A 13,929-nucleotide genomic window follows, 5' to 3' on the forward strand; every position below is an offset into this window, starting at 1 on the left:
TCGGCCGAGGAACGCGGCGAGCTCGCCGGCCTACCCGCCGGCCACCACGAATGTGCGGGTGCTGACAGGCCGCAGTGTGCCAGGCGGCGTCGTGGTAATTGCGGGGATGAAGGCGTCGGCGAGCATCCTCGGGCCGGCGTTCTTCGCGCTGATGCTCGTGATCGCCGCCCATCCGATGCAGGAGTGGTTGCGCCGCCGAGGCTCGCCTTCGTGGGCCGCGGTGTGTCTCACGCTGCTCATGGTGTATGGTGCGCCATCAACTTCGTGGTGCAAACGGTGATCCAACCGAAGGTCGTCGGGGACAGCGCCGGCCTGTCGGTAACGCTGGCGATGGCCGCGCTGATCTTCTGGGGCTGGGTGCTCGGCGCGTTCGGTGCGCTGCTGGCGATCCCGTTGACCCTGCTCGCCAAGACGCTGCTGGTGGACGTCGACCCGGCCGCCCGGTGGTCGGACGTGCTGCTGAGCAGCAAGGCCGCCGAACCGGACCGGGAGGGCATCCACGGTTGACCGGTGCACCCGGCCCACGGGTTTTACCCTGGACCGGTGTCACGCGTCCTCTCCGTCAACATCGCCCGGCCACGTCCCAACCCCGCCAAGACCACCGGGCTCACCGGCATCGACAAGGTGCCCACCGGCGACGCGGTCACGGTGCGGGCGCCCGGCCCGATGCGCAGCGGCCTCGGCAGCGGTCTGACCGACGACGTCATCGGCAACAAGAAGCTGCACGGCGGCGACGATCAGGCGGTCTATGCCTACGCGCGCGAGGATCTCGACCAGTGGCAGACCAAGCTGCACCGGCCGCTGGCCAACGGCAACTTCGGGGAGAACTTCAGCACCTGCGGCGTCGACGTCACCGGTGCTCACATCGGTGAGCGGTGGCAGGTGGGCACCGGAGGTCTGCTGCTCGAGGTGACCGCACCGCGCACCCCGTGCCGGACCTTCGCGGCGTTCCTCGAGATCCCCGACCTCATCAAGACGTTCACCGCGGCCGCCGTGCCCGGCGCCTATCTCCGGGTGATCCGTCCCGGCATGGTGCGGGCCGGCGACGAGGTGACGGTGCTCCACCGCCCCGACCACGGCATCACTGTCGGATTCGTGTTCCGCGCGATCACCCGGGAACCCGACCTGCTCCCGCGGTTACTCGGCATCGACGCCCTGCCCCACGACATCACCAAGATGGCGCGCGAACGCAGCGCGAAGCAGGCCTGATCCACAAGGGACGACGGCGCAGTTGCTTGCCGGGAGGTTCCCACCGCCGACTTCTGCATCGGACCCCCACAGCGCCTTCTCCGTGGTGTCACGCCTCTTGACCCCCGAACTGCAATACGTTCTACTCGATTCGGCGCAACGTGCGGGTCCGTACGCAATACGCCGATATTGGGCGTACGAATACGCACGCTCGCCGATTCAGAGAAGGTGCGCACATGCCACAGAAGGTGTTCGTCGTCGGCGTAGGGATGACGAAGTTCGAGAAGCCCGGCCGCCGGGAGGGCTGGGACTACCCGCAGATGGCCAAGGAGTCGGGCACCAACGCGCTCGCCGACGCCGGCATCGACTACTCCGAAGTGGAGCACGGCTTCGTCGGGTACTGCTCGGGTGACTCGACGTCGGGCCAGCGCGCCCTCTACGAACTCGGCATGACCGGCATCCCGGTGGTCAACGTCAACAACAACTGCTCGACCGGGTCGACGGCGCTGTACCTTGCCGCGCAGACCATCCGCGGCGGGTTGGCCGACTGCGCCATCGCCCTGGGCTTCGAGAAGATGCAGCCCGGATCGCTGGGCGGCGGGGCGAGCGACCGGGAGTCGCCGCTGGGCCGCCACGTCAAGGCGATGGCAGAGATCGACGAGTTCGCGATGCCGGTGGCCCCATGGATGTTCGGTGCGGCTGGGCGCGAACACATGCGTCAGCACGGTTCGACTGCCGAGCATTTCGCGAAGATCGGCTTCAAGAACCACAAGCATTCGGTCAACAACCCGTACGCCCAGTTCCAGGACGCGTACACCCTCGACGATATCCTGGGCTCGCGGATGATCTCCGACCCGATTACCAAGCTGCAATGTTCGCCCACTTCCGACGGTTCCGGTGCGGCGATCGTGGCCAGCGAGGCGTTCGTCGACAAGCACGGCCTCGCCGAGCGCGCCGTCGAGATCGTCGGCCAGGCGATGACCACGGATTTCACCAGCACGTTCGACGGCAGCGCCAAGAACCTCATCGGCTACGACATGAACGTCAAAGCCGCGCAACAGGTCTACGAGCAGTCGGGCCTGGGCCCCGCCGACTTTCAGGTCATCGAACTGCACGACTGCTTCTCGGCCAACGAACTCCTGCTGTACGAGGCGTTGGGCCTGTGCGGCGAGGGTGAGGCGCCCAAACTGATCGACAACGACGACACCACCTACGGCGGGCGGTGGGTGGTCAACCCGTCGGGCGGCCTGATCTCCAAGGGCCACCCACTCGGCGCGACCGGTCTGGCGCAGTGCGCGGAGTTGACCTGGCAGCTGCGGGGGACCGCCGACGCGCGTCAGGTCGACGACGTCAACGCGGCGCTGCAGCACAACATCGGGTTGGGGGGTGCGGCGGTGGTCACCGCATACCAGCGGGCCAACCGCTGACACTGCCGTCCGACCGAACCGTTCGAGCCCCGAGGCCGTTATCAGGTCAGGTCCACCACGAGTCGGGGAAGCTTTCCCGTCCCACGAGCGATGTACTAGGTGGACTGATGTAGTGGGTGAAATGAACGGATCGATCGGAGATGTGCCATGCGTACCAAGTGGGCTCTCGCCACGGCGACCGCGGCGGCGTGCGGGGTGATCGCGGCACCGGCGGGCTTGGCGTCGGCGGACGATTCGGCACAGGAGACCATCAATCGGTTGCAGCGTGAGGGCTACACGGTCAACATCGACCGGGTCGGATCGGCCCCGCTGAGCGAATGCGTGGTGACCAACATCCGCAATCCCCGGACCGTCACATCGTTCGACCGGTTCGGCCTCGACGACGACATCTCCGTGTTCGATCCGGTGGTCGTCAGGCGGTCGGTGTCGGTCACGCTCAACTGCGCGGGCTGAGACGTCGGAAGACCTGCTGCCAGTGGCGCTGACCGTTAGACGGCGGGCGAAAGTTCGCGCAGGTCGGGCCTGACGATCGGATCGGCCACGCCGAGACGCGAACGTGTCCGCGGTGTGGCCGACGGCACGGCCAGAGAGGTCATGACCCCGGCGAAGTCGGCGACATAGAGCCGGCGGCCGTCGTCGCGCACGCCCACGCAGGCGGGAGATGATCCGTCGCCGGTGATCTCGTCGAGGATCTTGCAGCTCATCGCGTCGAACACGGCGACCCGGTCGTAGTCAACGACGTACGCCCGTGCCCCGTCGGCATCGACGACCAACTGCGTGGGGGCGCCGCCGATCGCGACCGAGTCGATCACGGCGTTGGCGCGCAGGTCGACGACGTCGATGCTGCCACCGTGGCGGCGGTCGGAGCGCAGGACGTACGCCAGACCGTCGCGCCCGAGGGCGAGATCGCGGATCGGCGACGGGAGCCGCAACCGCCTGACCACCCGCGCGGTCTCCGTGTCGACGGTCAGCAGCGCACTGCCCGCGAGCCCGGTCGTCGCCACGTACAGCCGACGCCCTGCGGCGTCGACGCGGATGGCATCCAGGGTGGCCCCGGGCCGGTAGCCGATCCCGATGGTGCCGAAGCGCTCCGCCGCGGTGTCGAGTACGGCGACGTCGACGTCGTGGTCGCCCGTGCGGCCGATGTAGAGCCGCTTACCGTCTGGGGTTATGGCCATCGCCGTCGCTGTTAGGGCCAGCGGGTAGCGGGCGATGACGGCGCCCGCCCGCGTGTCGACCACGGTGACCGCGTCGTCGTGCAGCGAGGACGTGGTGACGTAGGCGCGGCCCTCCGCCACGGCGACGAGGCCCGGGTCACCGCCCACCGCCACCACTTTGGCGCAGGCGAGAGTGTCGGCATCGAGCACGGAGATCGAACGGTCCGCGGAGTTGGTCGTCACCACGAACCCGGACGCGGTGTCGATGGCGATGTCGCCGACCGGTCCCCGCGGCAACGCCGCGGCGGCGAGCACCGCGACCCGTGGGTCGTGTGCGGTCAGACCCGTCGCCTCCGGAGCGGCGACGGGCGTCTGCTTACCCGTGAAAATATTTGCCATCGTTCTCGGCACCTCCGCCGGTATGGCGTGCACCGGCCGTTGTTCTCAGTCGTTCATCGCGCCGGGATGGCACGGTTCCGCTCGAGTCTAGCGACGGTTCAACCAGTGTTATCGCGGCGGTTTCGTCGGGCGTCCGGTCGGCTTGCGCGGAATCTCAGAGCTCACTTAGGAAAGTGTTCGTTACGCACTTGTGACGATTTGGTGGCGAATTCTGCCAGTTGAGTGACCAGTGTATTAACGCTGTCGGCAAAACGGCCATGGTCAAACGTCACGATGCCCGCGAACGCGAGTTCTTACCTTTCCGCCGAAAAATGAGCGGTAGATCACACCAGGACACGCAGCAAAACTGACCTGGACGATCCTGGCGATGAGGGCTCGTTCCGCGCACCGGGTGCGACGGCGGCCACAGCAACGGGTAACCGGACCTTCGCTGGCGACGTGGTGAGGACCTACCCGGTCGTGAACCGTAGCGCCGCGGCGGTGGCCGGCCCGACGATGCCTTCGAGCCGCAGACCCGGCGTTCTGCGCTGGAACTCCCGGACCGCGTCCTCGGTCGCCGGGCCGTAGACGCCGTCGACGTCGAGGTGTCCCGCGTAACTGCGGTAGGCGTGTTTTAGCCGCCGCTGTACCTTCGCGACCGCCTCGCCCACCGAGCCGCGGGACAGCTCCAGCCGCATCGAATCGGGCACCGTACCTATCCGGGCTTGCACGTCGGCGCGCAGGATGTCCGTGTCGATGGCGCCGGGGTCCCACTTGCCCTGGGCCCGTCCCGCGTACTCCCGGTGGCCGATCGTGCGGGCGGCGCTGAAGCCCAGACACCGCATGATCGCCGCACAGCAACCCACCAGAGTGAGGTACTGCGCGTCCGGCCAGTTCGTGCGGTGCGGCGCAGTGGCGTTGGTCCCGCTGTTGGCGCATTCGATGCCGATGGTGTGCCGGTTCCCCGTGTCCGCCGGCAGCCACCGATACCGCCCGGCACCCGCATGCCAGGCGAGGCCGGCGGCGACGGTGGTCACAGTGCCATCACGGGCGATGTGCAGCTGCGACAGCGGCCCGGGAAGGTCCGGGCGGCCCTCGGCGATCGAGGCGGCGGTCGCGGTGTCCGATCCCGTGTGGTGCACCATCACCCCGCGGATGTCGCGAAAATCGCCGTGGCCGCGCCGCAACCACCCTGCGTACTCGACCACCGCGAGGCCCTCAACGCGTGCGGCGTCGGCGAGCCAGACCGGATCGCCGGACCGCACGGCTACGTGTGGCACGGGTTGGACGGTCGTCACGGACCGGGTGCCGGCGGGGGGCCGGCCGGCGCGATGGCCGGCGGCACGGGCGGTGCCGGGACCGAGGCGGCGGGCGGAGGGGGCGGTGGAGCGACCCCCACCCCCAGCACCCGCAGCAGGTCCGGTTTCATCGCCTGCAGCTGTGCACCCCAGTATCCCCAGCTGTGGGTGCCCTTCGCGGGGAAGTTGAACACCGCGTTGTGGCCACCGGCAGCGAGGTACTTCTGCTGGAACTCCTTGTTCGTCGACAGTGTGATGTTCTCCAGGTACCCCGCGCTGAAGTTGCCGCCGAAGTCGTTGCCGGTGTCGAGTTCGGCGGCCACGCCTCCGCCGCAGTAGACCCACAGTGCGGTGCCGTTGGCCGCCAGCCGGCCGACGTTGACCATCGGATCGTTGCGCCGCCACGCCACGTCGCTGGTCGGTCCCCACATGTTCTGTGGGTTGAAACCCCCGGCGTCCTTCATCGCGAAGCCGATCAGCGTCGGCCACAGGCCGGCCGACGGATTGAGGTAACCGGACAGCGAGCTCGCGAAGACGAACTGGGTGGGATACCAGGTCGCGAGGTTCAGCGCAGCGCCACCCGACATCGACAGGCCCACAACGGCATTTCCGCGAGGGTCCTGGCCCCGGTTGGCGGCCAGCCACCCCGGAAGCTCCTGAGTCAGGAAGGTCTCCCACTTGTAGGTCACTACGCCGGCACTGTTGGCGGCGGGCTGATACCAGTCGGCGTAGAAGCTCGACTGCCCGCCGACCGGCATCACGACCGACACCCCGGACTCGTAGAACCACTCGAATGCCGCAGTGTTGATGTCCCAGCCGTTGGCGTCTTCCTGCGCGCGCAGACCATCGAGCAGATACACCGAATGCGGTCCGCCACCCTGGAATTGGACACCGATGTTGCGCCCCATCGCCGCCGACGGCACCTCGAGCGTCTCGACGGGTAGCCCGTCGCGGGAGTACGCGGTCGCGCCCGGCGCCATCGTCAACGACACCGGCAGCAGCGCGGCGAGCAGCACCGTACCCAAAGTCCGTGTCCATCTCCAGCCGCTGAATCGCTGCGCCACCGCTTCTCCATCTCGTCTCCGGACGCCGGCGACGCTAACAGCGGCCGGGCGGGGCACCGCCGGCGAAGCGCCGGCCTTGACGAGAGTGTTATCAGACCTTGCGGAGGCTGTTAGGTTCGGGTTCCACCGTGCCGGTGAGGCCGAGGTCGTCCAGCGCCTCGGTGACCACCTCGCGCAGCGCGGCTTTCGTGTTCTGGCCGCCGGGCCGCCAGGCGGCGACCGTCACGGTGACCAGACCGCCCAGGCGGCTCGAGCCGAGGAACAGCAGCCCGCCCGACCGGTCGAGGATCGTGGTGGTGATCTTGGGTTCGACGATGCGCGGCGCCATGAAGGTGGCCTCCGTGCCATCCGGACGGTTCACTGCGGCGTCCAGATCACCGAGGTTCGAGCATCCGATCGGGGTGCCCCGCTCGACGATCATCGACTCCAGCCGGCGCACGAGCAGCCGGGGTGTGAGCGGCGTCAGCGGGAGCGGTTGGAGCAACTCGTTGGGCTTCTCCCGCAGCGCGGCGAATTCCCGCTTCATGGTGGCACGCAGCTCGGCGAGATCGGTGGTGACCCGAACCGGGTCCGCCTTCATCCTCGCCTCGGTGAGAGCGTTGCCGCGGGTGTCGCCTGCCACGCGTTCGCTCACCGGGTACGACAGCGTCACCAGACCGGCGTCGTCGGTACGGCCCAGCAGGTCACCGAGCCGCGCGGCGAACCCGGCCAGCAGCGAATTGCTGTTTCCGCCCAGCTCTTTCGCCCGCGCATCCCACTGGTCGATACCGACCGTCGTCACCACACAGGGAGCGACCACGGTGTGCGTCTCGCGGGTGACCGTCTGCGCGCGCGCCGAGGACATCGACGACGCCAGATCGTCGCGCTGTGACCGGGCCACCCGCACGGTCGCGGCCACGGCGCGCCCCATGTCGGGGATCGCACGTAGCGTCTGGCGGGCGTCTTCGGCCATCGCCTGGCCCCGAGTCCGCGACGACGGCGGCGGATATCCGAGATCGCGCCGCACACCGGTCGCCGCGTCGCTCACCGCCTCGCAGATGGCCAACCCGTCACCGATGGTGTGCGACACCACCAGGCTGACCGCCGCACCGCCGCCGATCAGCGGTTGTGCCCCCAGGTGCCATTGCGGTCCGAACTCGGGGTCGACGGGCAGGGCGGCCCGCTCGTCGGCCCACGTCCACACGTCTTGGCGCGGACGGTCGTCGGCGGCGATGTCGAGGTCGGCGGGTCCGGTGGACGCCACCCAGCGATGCCGGCCGAACGGCAGCGGCGAGCGTTCGACACGGCGCCCCAACAGCCCGTGGCCGAGGTTGCGGTGGAACCGTCGGAGGCCTTCGACGTCGACCGGGCGGTCGTAGACCCAGGTGAACTGGATGAGCGGCCCACGGCCGAGCGCCCGCAGCCCGAGAAACGATGCCTGGTCGATATAGGCCAGCGTGTTGTCCACCCCCGCGACTCTAATCACGGCCCCTCGGTGGCAGCCCGCCTTTCCCGACCAGCCGTCCAACCACGTTGTGCCAGTTGAGCGCACCCCAGGCCGACTTGGCAGGAGCGGTGCTCGGCGTCTGGCTGTACCGCCGCCACCGCCACCGCCACCGCCGGCCCGCCGAGGTCAGTTCGCTCAGCGACAGCCGTCGCGGCAGGTCTCCCCGCGCCAGGCTTCCCGGCCTTCTCTGACCGCCACGGCGGCGATCACCAGCGCGGCCGCCGGATCGGCCCATGACCACCCGACGGCGCTGTTGAGCACCAGGCCCGCCAGCAGCACCGCCGAGAGATAGGTGCACAGGAGCGTCTGCTTCGAATCGGCCACAGCCGATATCGACCCCAGCTCACGACCGGCCCGGCGCTGCGCCCACGACAAGACCGGCATGACCACGAGGCTGACCGCGGCGAGCACGATCCCGACCGTCGAGTGCCGTGCCTCACCGATACCAGACAGCGCGCGAACGGCGTCGACCGTCACGAACGCCGCCAGTCCGAAGAACGAGAACGCGATCACCCGTAACGCGACCTTCTCCCGGGCTTCGGGATCGCGACCGGCGAACTGCCACGCCACCGCCGCGGCCGACGACACCTCGATCACCGAATCCAGCCCGAACCCGATCAGCGCCGACGACGACACCCGGGCACCTTCGGTGATCGCGACGATCGCCTCGACCACGTTGTAGGAGATGGTGGCCGCGACAAACCACCGGATACGTCGCGAAAGGACGTCGCGCCGGTGTGCCACGACGGCTTCATCGGTAGACATCAGCAGCACTCGCACCCGTTGCCGCCGGCTCCGGCGCAACAGCAGTTCGGGTCCACCCCCAGCACCAGCCCCAGCAGGTCGGTGAGCGCCGCGCCGATACGGGGGTCTGCCAGTTCGTAGCGGGTACGTCGCCCCTCCGGCGCCGCCACCACCAGGCCGCAGCCACGCAGACAGGACAGATGGTTCGACAGAATCTGCCGGCTGACGCCGAGTTGTTCGGCCAATTCCGAGGGATAGCCAGGTGCTCGGTTCAACCGCAGCAGGATTCGCGTGCGTGTGGTGTCCGACAGTGCATGGCCGAAACGCGCGAGGGCGTCGGTGTGGGTCAGCGTCAGCACCGCTCGACAGTACATCTAAATCTGTACCGTTGTCCACGAACGAAAATGCCACTCGCCAGGCGCTCACCGCCGCGGCCGAGAGGTTCGGGATCGACCAGGTCACCGGACCTGCCGGTACCGCGCTCTGGATCGACTCCAACCTCATGCACCGGTCGGGTTTGGACATCACCGTTCCCACTGCGGTACGCGACGGTCCCCGACGAACTCATGCGCGATGCGACCGCCACCAGCGGGTGTCTCGCGCATCGCCTGGTCGGGTCTCTTCGCGACAATAAAGACCGACGACAATAAAGACCGACAATGAAGACCTCGGTCAAAGGGGCCCCCGATTCCGACGCCGATCAAGCCCAGCGGTCGAGTCGACGGGCTCATCCTCGGGGTGCTGACGATCGTCTCGTTCCTCACCGCCATGCTGTGACCCACAGTCGACCCGGCCAGCCGTTGGCCGGCGGGCTCGGGCCCTGTGCGGGGGTGGGCCGGGCGGCGCCGCAGAACATTGCGCGTCAGCGCTCCGCTTCGGGAAGCATGCGCTCCCGCAGGGAGTCGTAGATGGGTGGCGATCCGATCAGCTCGGTGACCAGTACGGCCGCGGCCGTGGCGGCCAGCATCGGAATGGCAACGGCCGTGGTGGCCGTCATCTCGATGACGACGACGATGCCCGTCACAGGTGCCCGCACCGTGGCTCCGAAGAATGCCGCCATGCCGACCAGCGCCATCGGGATCGCGAGTGCCGCGACGTCGGCGGGCAACAGCGGGTCCGTCACGCCCACGAAGAGCAGCCCCCACAGCGCGCCGACCGCGAGCAACGGCGCGAACAGTCCACCCGGAACCGCAGCCGAGTACGACAGCGGCCCGGCGACGAAGCGCACCAGCAGGTATCCGATCACCACGGGGAGCACGATCTCGTGGCCGCCGAGAATCAACTGCGTCAACGTGTCGCCTCCCCCGACGGCCTGCGGGTAGACGAACATCGCGAGGCCGACGATGGCCCCGATCAGCGCGGCCTTGGCGATCGCCGAGACCCGACGTAACCCGCCGACATGGTCGAGGAACCACAGCACCAACCGGTTGTACACCGCACCGAGGAATCCGGTCAGCAGCCCGAACACCACGAAAAGGGGTAACCATCCCAGCGCCGGGGTGTCGACGGACGTGACGAAGAAGTCGGGGTCGTTTCCGAGGATGAAGCGGACACAGCCGACGGCGGTCGCGGCCGCGAGCAGGGTCGCCAACACCGCCGGTAGCCGGAACGATTTGGTCACTTCCTCGAGCGCGAAAAGCGTGCCGCCGATCGGCGCGTTGAAGGCGACAGCGAGACCCGCGCCCCCGACGGCCGTCTGCATCATCCGGATGTCCGGGTCGGGAAGCCGCGCACGGCGGGCCGCCTCAGCGCCGATCGCCGCGCCCATGTGCACCGTCGGTCCTTCGCGCCCGAGCACGAGTCCGGAACCGATGGACAAGATCCCGCCGATGAACTTCGCGGGCAGGAGAACGAGCAGCGGGGCCTGGGCGTCGCCCCGGTAGACGGCTTCCACGTGCTGGATACCGCTGCCGGCGGCCAGGGGCACCCAGCGCACGATCAGCGCTGCCAGCGTCGCGCCGAGCGCTGCGGCCGCCATGGGTGCCAACCATCCCGGACCCGTCAGTTCGTGCGCCCATTCGACGAAGTCGATCCGCAACCGGTCCGCGGTCTGCAGACACCAGCGGAAGGCGCCGCCGATGAAACCGATCGCCACACCCGCCACGACGGCGGTTGCGCAGATGAAGATCCACCCGCGCCGGGATTCGGCGCGGCGGTCGCTGCCGGCCACCGGCTCCGTCATGACGCCGAAGGTGAGTCGGCATCCCGGTAGCCGTCGCCCTGGTAGTCACTGCGCACGACCAGCGTCCTCCTTCAGCGGCAGCCGACGGACGTTCAGTGTCGCAGATCGGGCACATATCGGGTGAACGCGCGGATTGGTGGCAGAGGCCTCGCGGTTTACCCGTCCCGGCGCCTCAGTGAGGCCGCAGCTTGGTGTCAGCGGGTCGGTCATCTGGTCGCGGACGAGATCCGGCGGCGGTTGGCGTTCTGGCGTGGCAACGCGGCCGGGGTTCACCGCGAGCACTCCTCCAGTTTCAATTGCCCGCCGTTGTAGAGCTCGACCAGCTGTGGGATGCGGCTGGTGTGCGTCGCGCCGAATCCACTCGCCCGCCCCGCCACGACCACGGTGTCTCCGGCGCGCACCTTCCCGGTAGGCACCGCCGACCCGTCAACCGTCGTGACACCGCACCCGATCAGCGCGGCCTTTTCCAGTGGGGTCCCTCAGTCGGGTTTCACCACCGACGCCTTGGCACCACGGTGTACTTCGAAAACGTTTGGTCCGCCGTTTTGGTTCGCCGTTGTGCCGCCGCGGTCAAACAGCCAGTAAGTCGGTGCGCCCCTCGGCCCGCAACGACTCCTCATAGCGGGGAAAGAGCTTCTTGGCGACGGGCACGAGCTTGAGGATTTTCGGTACCGGACCCTTGGCGCGGACCTGGCCCTTGGCCAGCGCGACAGCCAGGTTCAGTTTGCCCTGCCAGAATTGATTGGCCATGTCGGAGGTCATCGACATTGCCACGGTGGGCGAGAGGTCGCAGCTCCCGGTGATCACCTTCTTGTTGGGCATGTCGACCGTGACCTGGATGTCGGGGTCGGTGCAATTGAGTTGCAGCACGACACCGGATGCCGCGAGTTGGTCGGCGATCGATTCGTCCGCCACCGCCTCCTCGAAGATCCCGGCGATGTAGCTCGCCGCCTCGTCGCCGTCTTTGAAAACGCCCATGGATAAAGCTCCTCAGTTCCTGAAACCCTTGATGTGTTCAGCTGTCTTTGCGGGCCGCCCAGTCGTGCAGCTTGGCGATCTTCGTGTAGCCGTTGTCCGGCACGAACTCGGGTTCCACTCGGCCGTCGTGAATGCAGTCGACCGGGCACAGCGGCACGCATTTCCCGCAGTCGATGCACTGTTCGAGGTCGATGACGAATCGGCCGAGGAAATCCTGGGTGTTCTTGGATATTGCGTCGACCCGGCCCGGGCACGCATGTTCACACGCTCCGCACCCGATGCACGTGTCATCGATGTAGAAGTGGCCGCGCCGAACCCCGCTCATGTGTGTTCCTCTTCGCTGATGGGGCGGTTCACAGCCGATGGCAGTTGTTGAAGAATTGCTGCAGACTCTGGTTGTAGCGGAAGAACATGTCCCTGCCCAGCGGATCGGACGACCAGACCCGTATCGGTGTCGCCGCCATGCTCAGCGAGTTGAGGGTGTGACCGAGGTCCGGCTGCCCGTTGCCGGCGCGGATGTTGTCCACCATCTCCAGCCACGAGTCCCGGTCGGTCTCGATGACAAAGTCCATCGACTCCAGGTCGGTGTCGGTGATCTGCTTGATCTCGTCGACGTCGAAGCCGTCGAAACGCAGTTGGACGATCAGCGCGGAGCCGTCGGGGCCGCCGTCGTAGATGTTGACGGCGAACCGGCAGTCGACCTCGCCGAGTTTACGGAACTCGGCGAGGTCTTCCTGGCTGGCCTCCGCGAGCCGGGTCAGCCAGTCGACGGTGGGAAGATCGGTGGTCGTGCTCACGCCGTCCACGGCATCTCCAACGGGATCGTCACCTTCTCGCGGCGGTCGAAACCCGCGCGATCGCAGCGTTGCAGATACTCCTCGACGATGGTTCCCCACAGGAAGGACACGCCCTCCATGCCGTCGTCGATCTTGTCGACTCCACCGCCCATGAGAACCGCTAGCGGCTCGAGCAGTGCGGGGCTGCTCAGCGCGGTGAGGATGATCTGCTCGCCCAGGTCGGCGAAGCGGTGCATATCCGACAGCGCCTTGTCGCGGTTGGTGGAGCTGTCGAGGAAGTTCTTCAACTCCAGCGTGCCGTACGAGACGTGCCGGGCCTCGTCTTGCATGCAACGCCGGAAGATCTCCTTGTCCACATGCGTCTTGGCCAGGAATTCACCGGCCCGGAAGATGGTGAGAACAAGCCCTTCACCCAAGACATTGAGAAGGAACGTGCCCTGGGTGTGGCTCGGCGATTCGAGGATCGCCTTCAGCGCCCACTCCAGAGCCGGGTTGGCGTGCAACAAGCCGCCACCGCCGGCCAGCGCCCGCTTGCGGAACACCTCCATGTGGCGGGCCTCGTCCATCATCTGCGTCACGAGGAAATTCTTGATCTCGTAGAAATCCGGTGAGGTGCGGTACACCCAGCGCGACGGGAAGTCACCGGCGACGAACTCGACCTCGGTCAGCGAGGTGGCCAGCTGACACGCGGCCTTCTCCAGGTCCTCGCTGACCGGCTCCAGCTCGCTCCAAGGGATGTCGCTGGTGGAGTTCCACTGCCTCGCCTTGGCCTCTTCGTACAGCGTCATCACGTTGTCCGCCCACGCTTCCTTCTTGTCCAGGATGTCGTAGGCGTCGATGGTCGGCATCTGCTCGGCGTAAGGGTCGCGGACCGAGCCGCGCGGCGCGAAGTTACGTGACGCGTTGTGTTCGGGCAGCGTGCCGTAGGCCGGGGGGCGGTTGATGTCGGTGTAGGTCAATCCCCGCGAACTCGGCCGCGCCCGTACCCCCCAATTCGCCTTCTCGGTGTCCATCCAGTGCAGCGAGAACGAGCCGCGTCCCAGGCGGTCGAGGTTTTCCTGCAACAGCTCGGCCCAGATCGTGTTGTCCTCGCGGAACTTCTTCTCATACGCGGCCAAGGCCTCGTCTTCGAGCGGAGTTTCGCTCGGTAGTGCCTGCATTCGAGAGAGTATCTCGGTCATGGTGTGGGAGTCCTTTCCGCATATGCGTCGTGCAATCCGTGAGGTAATC

At 67.5% G+C, this 13,929-nt stretch carries 16 protein-coding genes and 2 pseudogenes; 5 read left to right on the forward strand and 13 right to left on the reverse strand.

Annotation, left to right across the window (positions count from 1 at the left end; genetic code table 11):
- Positions 1 to 30 precede the first annotated feature (30 nt).
- Entirely contained in the window at positions 31 to 231 is a 201-nt protein-coding gene (locus tag G6N07_RS14440; protein ID WP_163784013.1) for a hypothetical protein, read from the reverse strand.
- Here G6N07_RS14440 and G6N07_RS14445 point away from each other — a divergent pair.
- The 4 genes from G6N07_RS14445 to G6N07_RS14460 all read left to right on the forward strand — a co-directional run bounded on the left by G6N07_RS14445 (position 223) and on the right by G6N07_RS14460 (position 3,068).
- Positions 223 to 507 carry an AI-2E family transporter gene (locus G6N07_RS14445; protein WP_404822137.1) on the forward strand — a complete coding sequence of 95 codons (285 nt, stop codon included), beginning with the start codon at positions 223 to 225 and terminating at the stop codon, positions 505 to 507. The two genes, G6N07_RS14440 and G6N07_RS14445, sit on opposite strands and share 9 nt — an antisense overlap.
- A 36-nt stretch (positions 508 to 543) precedes the next feature.
- Positions 544 to 1,209, forward strand: coding sequence for an MOSC domain-containing protein (locus G6N07_RS14450; RefSeq protein WP_085192755.1), 666 nt, complete (start codon positions 544 to 546; stop codon positions 1,207 to 1,209).
- 215 nt (positions 1,210 to 1,424) lie between these two features.
- Positions 1,425 to 2,615, forward strand: coding sequence for a lipid-transfer protein (locus G6N07_RS14455; protein ID WP_085192754.1), 1,191 nt, complete (start codon positions 1,425 to 1,427; stop codon positions 2,613 to 2,615).
- 147 nt (positions 2,616 to 2,762) lie between these two features.
- Complete coding sequence (locus G6N07_RS14460; RefSeq protein ID WP_085192753.1) at positions 2,763 to 3,068, forward strand: hypothetical protein; 306 nt, start codon at positions 2,763 to 2,765, stop codon at positions 3,066 to 3,068.
- Between the two features lie 35 nt (positions 3,069 to 3,103).
- Here G6N07_RS14460 and G6N07_RS14465 read toward each other — a convergent pair whose 3' ends face one another.
- From G6N07_RS14465 to G6N07_RS14490, 6 genes are all read right to left on the reverse strand, one after another.
- Entirely contained in the window at positions 3,104 to 4,171 is a 1,068-nt protein-coding gene (locus G6N07_RS14465; protein WP_085192768.1) for an MmpL3/TtfA transport complex stabilizer, read from the reverse strand.
- A 449-nt stretch (positions 4,172 to 4,620) separates the two neighbouring features.
- Entirely contained in the window at positions 4,621 to 5,430 is an 810-nt protein-coding gene (locus tag G6N07_RS14470; protein ID WP_170301069.1) for a peptidoglycan recognition protein family protein, read from the reverse strand.
- Between the two features lie 14 nt (positions 5,431 to 5,444).
- Entirely contained in the window at positions 5,445 to 6,512 is a 1,068-nt protein-coding gene (locus tag G6N07_RS14475; protein ID WP_085192752.1) for an esterase family protein, read from the reverse strand.
- Positions 6,513 to 6,603: 91 nt separating this feature from the next.
- Positions 6,604 to 7,959, reverse strand: a complete 1,356-nt coding sequence (locus tag G6N07_RS14480; protein WP_235849945.1) for a hypothetical protein — start codon at positions 7,957 to 7,959, stop codon at positions 6,604 to 6,606.
- A gap of 174 nt (positions 7,960 to 8,133) precedes the next feature.
- Positions 8,134 to 8,763, reverse strand: coding sequence for a cation efflux transmembrane domain-containing protein (locus G6N07_RS14485; RefSeq protein ID WP_085192766.1), 630 nt, complete (start codon positions 8,761 to 8,763; stop codon positions 8,134 to 8,136).
- The gene (locus tag G6N07_RS14490; RefSeq protein WP_085192750.1) at positions 8,763 to 9,116 is read right to left on the reverse strand and encodes an ArsR/SmtB family transcription factor; all 354 of its coding nucleotides are present in this window, start codon (positions 9,114 to 9,116) and stop codon (positions 8,763 to 8,765) included. The genes G6N07_RS14485 and G6N07_RS14490 overlap by 1 nt, the downstream gene beginning before the upstream one ends.
- A 38-nt stretch (positions 9,117 to 9,154) precedes the next feature.
- On the opposite strand from G6N07_RS14490, the pseudogene G6N07_RS20450 reads away from it, so the two are divergent.
- Positions 9,155 to 9,271: pseudogene (locus G6N07_RS20450) on the forward strand (ectoine hydroxylase); the annotation flags it as partial.
- Positions 9,272 to 9,604: 333 nt separating this feature from the next.
- Here G6N07_RS20450 and G6N07_RS14500 read toward each other — a convergent pair.
- The 6 genes and pseudogenes from G6N07_RS14500 to G6N07_RS14525 all read right to left on the reverse strand — a co-directional run bounded on the left by G6N07_RS14500 (position 9,605) and on the right by G6N07_RS14525 (position 13,859).
- A complete protein-coding gene (locus G6N07_RS14500; RefSeq protein ID WP_085192748.1) occupies positions 9,605 to 10,924 on the reverse strand; it encodes a H(+)/Cl(-) exchange transporter ClcA in 1,320 nt (439 codons plus the stop codon).
- A gap of 335 nt (positions 10,925 to 11,259) precedes the next feature.
- Positions 11,260 to 11,456: pseudogene (locus G6N07_RS14505) on the reverse strand (alcohol dehydrogenase); the annotation flags it as partial.
- 38 nt (positions 11,457 to 11,494) lie between these two features.
- Positions 11,495 to 11,902 carry an SCP2 sterol-binding domain-containing protein gene (locus G6N07_RS14510; RefSeq protein ID WP_085192747.1) on the reverse strand — a complete coding sequence of 136 codons (408 nt, stop codon included), beginning with the start codon at positions 11,900 to 11,902 and terminating at the stop codon, positions 11,495 to 11,497.
- A 37-nt stretch (positions 11,903 to 11,939) separates the two neighbouring features.
- Complete coding sequence (locus G6N07_RS14515) at positions 11,940 to 12,227, reverse strand: NADH-quinone oxidoreductase subunit I (RefSeq protein ID WP_085192746.1); 288 nt, start codon at positions 12,225 to 12,227, stop codon at positions 11,940 to 11,942.
- 28 nt (positions 12,228 to 12,255) lie between these two features.
- Positions 12,256 to 12,699: a hypothetical protein gene (locus G6N07_RS14520; protein ID WP_133055582.1), complete on the reverse strand. Its 444-nt coding sequence runs from the start codon at positions 12,697 to 12,699 to the stop codon at positions 12,256 to 12,258.
- Positions 12,696 to 13,859: a ferritin-like domain-containing protein gene (locus G6N07_RS14525; RefSeq protein ID WP_235849944.1), complete on the reverse strand. Its 1,164-nt coding sequence runs from the start codon at positions 13,857 to 13,859 to the stop codon at positions 12,696 to 12,698. Before G6N07_RS14525 ends, G6N07_RS14520 begins: the two co-directional genes overlap by 4 nt.
- Between the last annotated feature and the right edge of the window lie 70 nt (positions 13,860 to 13,929).

It is taken from the genome of Mycolicibacterium doricum (assembly GCF_010728155.1).
GTDB lineage: Bacteria > Actinomycetota > Actinomycetes > Mycobacteriales > Mycobacteriaceae > Mycobacterium > Mycobacterium doricum.